Annotated in this window: 2 protein-coding genes and 2 pseudogenes; all 4 read left to right on the forward strand. The window is 39.8% G+C overall.

Going from position 1 to position 3,939, the window contains the following annotated elements:
* Window positions 1–594: 594 nt before the first annotated feature.
* Window positions 595–939 (forward strand): MobC family plasmid mobilization relaxosome protein, encoded by a 345-nt coding sequence (locus LXF01_RS17460; RefSeq protein WP_166137874.1) that lies wholly within the window; start codon window positions 595–597, stop codon window positions 937–939.
* A pseudogene (locus LXF01_RS17635) lies at window positions 920–1,768 on the forward strand (relaxase/mobilization nuclease domain-containing protein); the annotation flags it as partial. The gene LXF01_RS17460 and the pseudogene LXF01_RS17635, both read left to right, overlap by 20 nt.
* A pseudogene (locus tag LXF01_RS17640) lies at window positions 1,668–2,066 on the forward strand (hypothetical protein); the annotation flags it as partial. The pseudogenes LXF01_RS17635 and LXF01_RS17640, both read left to right, overlap by 101 nt.
* 371 nt (window positions 2,067–2,437) lie before the next feature.
* On the forward strand, window positions 2,438–3,346 hold the full coding sequence (locus tag LXF01_RS17470; RefSeq protein WP_233945592.1) for a polysaccharide deacetylase family protein: 909 nt from the start codon (window positions 2,438–2,440) through the stop codon (window positions 3,344–3,346).
* The last annotated feature ends 593 nt before the right edge of the window (window positions 3,347–3,939 follow it).

Below are 3,939 nucleotides of genomic sequence, written 5' to 3' on the forward strand. Positions count from 1 at the left end.
ACAGGTAAATCGGCAATACTTAAGGGATGAGTCATTTTTTTAAATGACCGCCCTTAGGGTGAGTATTGCCGAAACTCTCTCAACCGTTCACCAAAGCCAAAGGGCTTGCCCGACGCTTTGGGGGCGAGTTGAGAAGTTGAGAGCATTTGTTTTTATATATTAAGAATAATTATTTTAAAAAAACTATTACTGAAAAGAGTTAACAACGGTTGTGGGCAAAGACTTTTCCTGTGCATCAAACCTGTGTGTAACTCAACGTATAAATCTATGATTTATGCGGAGTTATGCATAGTGTTTGTGCATAGATCAGAAAAGGCGGTCGCTTGCGATTGTCCATAATCTTGTAACGACTTATCCAATACCGATCTAATCACAGATAGCCTTTGATCACATGCAGCCAATATTCTAGCGAATCTTGTCGGCCTGTAATCAACATGCTATTATGATTAGAAGCCAGCATACACAAAGGGGACTTCGTCCCTTTTGTGCTACTGGGATCAGGGGCTTCACCCCCGACACCCCCGAAAACCGCCCAAAGAGAAAAATCATAGATTTTTTCTTTGTACGGTTATGAACCGAGGATCTGATTTAGGCATGACCAAAAAAGAAATAGTGAAAAGACAAAAGGAAATCAAAATCCGTTTAACTGATGAAGAACATCAAGCCCTTTTAGACCGATGTACTACAGCTAGCCTTGCAAGTTGGATGCGTGAAACTTGTTTAAGTGAAAAACGTACAAAGCAAAGCAAAGTCATTGAAGTAGACCCAAAATTATTAAGACAACTTGCAGGCATTGGAAATAACCTAAATCAGATAGCTAGATTGGTTAATCAGCAAAGTAAAACAAGTTCAGCAATAGACCGTATAGCAATAATCACAGCTTTATCAGGTATAGAGCGAGAGCTTCAGAGATTGCACAATGATCATAAAAATACATAGTCGTGGTGCAGGTTCGGGGCGTGGTCCCGTGGATTATTTACTTGGTAAAGACCGAGATCGGGAAGATGCAAGGCTAGACCGTGGCGACCCTGAACAAATGATTCAATTGATTGACAGCACTAACTTTTCTCAAAAATATACATCGGGTGTTTTATCGTTTGCAGAACGTGATTTAGACGAACACCAAAAGCAACAGATCATGGATAGTTTTGAACGTGTATTGATGCCAGGTATAGATAAAGATCAATACTCAATTCTATGGGTACAGCACCAAGATAAAGACCGCCTAGAGCTTAATTTCGTTGTAGCAAATGTGGAGCTTCAAAGCGGTAAACGCCTACAGCCTTACTACGACAAAGCAGATCGCCCACGTTTAAACGCATGGAAAGACCTAGTAAATGATCATTACAAGCTACATGACCCTAATGACCCTCTAAATAAGCGTGAGTTATGCACTCCTAATGCTTTGCCAAAGCATAAGCAAAAAGCCTCAGAAATCATCACAGATGGACTTTTAAGCGTTGCTGAAAGTGGACGTATCCAAAACCGTGATGATGTGATTAAAGCGCTTGAATCCGCAGGCTTTGAGATTGCTAGGACTACACCAAAAACAATCAGCATTAAAGACCCTGATGGGGGTAAAAACATTCGTCTTAAAGGAATGATCTATGAGCAAGATTTTAGATTTGGCAAAGAGCTTCGAGCAGACATCGAGCGAGCAAGCGAAAGATACAGAACAAGTCGTAGCGACAGAGTTCAAGAAGCACGAGCAACGCTTGAAAGACTTGTTACAAGAAAACGAGAGAGCAATGAACTCCGCTATCCAAGAGCAGAACAGACGGTTACTCCCGACTATGTTAAAAACTTGGAGTATCGTAGCCATAGCCGTGATTACAGCCATTTTAGTGATGTGGGGAATCCTAGCCTATCAGAGTCACAAAATCGGCAAGAACGCAGAGATAATCGCCCAACAGAACCTAGCTATACAGGACTTAGCGAACAAGGGGGGCAATATCAAGCTGAAAGACTGCATAGACAACAAAGATCGCAAACGCTTATGCGTTCTAGTGAACAAGGACGCACCGACTTGGCAGAATGGCAGCCTAATGGTTCCGATGGGGTATTAATTGATGACCGAATTAGAAAAGCACTTACTCGAAGCCTTGGAACAAGTACAGGCGCAACAACAGCAGAGGGAAGCCGATTTACTCAAGATGTTCGAGAGTACCAAGCAAGACAATCAGAGCGTCAGGGAAGCATTCAAGAAGCTTTTAGAGAATATCAGCGAAACAGACCAGACCCGAAACGAGAGCTTGAACAAATTAGTTCGGCAAGTAAGCAACTTGAGCTTTCAAGTGCAAGACTTCAAGATACAAAACAAAGCCTTGATCGAGCAATTACAGGCATTAGAAATGCAAGTCAGCAAGTTAAAGAAATAAATGAGCCAAAACGTAGTTATGGAATAAGGTTTGGTTGATAAATTTTATGAGGTTTATTAGTGATTAAAAAAGTTATTTTAAGTATATGTCTTAGTTTGTCTAGTTTGGTTTTTGCGAAAGATATTGCTCTTAGTTTTGATGATGGTTTGAATCCAGAAAGTAATTTGGATGCTCTGCAAATAAATAACGATATTCTAAAAACATTAAAGGCGAATAATGTTTCAGCTATTGTCTATCCTAGTATCAGTAAAATTGGAGGAAAACAGGGCTTAGATATTATTTCAGAATGGGGAAAACAAGGACATCGTATAGGTAATCATGGAAATTTACATTTAAATCTAAATAAAGGTGATGTAACACTTACTGATTATTTAGTTGATATGGAGCAAGGGCATCAGGCATTTTCTTCGTTACAAGGATTTGTACCACGTTACCGCTTTCCCTTTTTGAAAGAGGGAAATACTGTAGAAAAAAGGGATGGCGTGAGAGAGTGGCTTTCCGCTCATAAATACCAATCAGGGGCTGTTAGTATTGATGCCAGTGATTGGTATTACAATCAGCTATTTTTAAAATATAAGAATAAGAATGATCAAGAAAGTTTAGATAAGTTGAAACAAGCATATATCGCTCATTTACTTGATAGAGCGGAATATTATGATGGTTTAGCAGTGAATACGTTAGGACGTTCACCCAAGCATATTCTTTTACTTCATGTTAGGGCAATTAACGCTGCTTGGTTAGGGGACATAATTAATTCTTTTAACCAATACGGTTGGAGATTTATTGATAGTGATACTGCTTATCAGGATTCAATTTATCAAATTCAGCCAAAAACTTTACCTGCTGGTGAAAGTATTTTGTGGAGCATTGCACAAATTTATGGTGTTGGGAAATTACGCTATCCAGCAGAAGATGCTCCATATGAATATTCTAATTTGAACAAATTTGGTTTAGATATTGAGCCTTAATACTCTTTAGCTATTATTAATAGCATAATTAAATAAGAAAAAAGCCTCTTAAGTCTTGCAACTTAAGAGGCTTTTCCTTTACATTCGGGGGTACAGTTATTTGATGCTCTAACATCAACTAACGAATGATCGGAGGTTTGACGACCGTCACGATATTCACCTTACGGCTTATGTACCACTTCCTATTTTAAAGCAGTGATACAGTTTAACAAGCCCCTAGATTGAAACTTTCGTTAATTTAGATACTAAAACCATCAAATAAGCACCTCAAAGGTCGAGCTTTGTCTACTTCTGTGCGCCCGTTTTATCGGTTAGACACATATAACGTGTGGTAGGAATAAGTGTCACTGGCGTTATATGGCTATAGTCGAAAGGCTAAACCGCTTACAGGGGAACTTCACATAGGCGGAGCGTTGGGAGTAGTTACATAGGACTTGTTAAGTTGTACGTTGGGGAAACCCTCGCAGAGATACAGGCAATGTAACGACAGGGAGCGCGTGGAGCGAGGTGCAAGACTTCGAGTCCTTGTCTGCATAGTCAGCAAAACTATGTGCGGATACGACCGATATACGTGGCTCCGAAGCCAAATATAT

This window comes from Acinetobacter sp. SH20PTE14 (assembly GCF_021391555.1).
GTDB classification, from domain to species: Bacteria; Pseudomonadota; Gammaproteobacteria; order Pseudomonadales; family Moraxellaceae; genus Acinetobacter; species Acinetobacter amyesii.

What these genes read in the sequence shown, in the direction of transcription:
- LXF01_RS17460 (WP_166137874.1), top strand. Translation starts at nt 595, where the DNA reads ATGACCAAAAAAGAAATAGTGAAAAGACAAAAGGAAATCAAAATCCGT.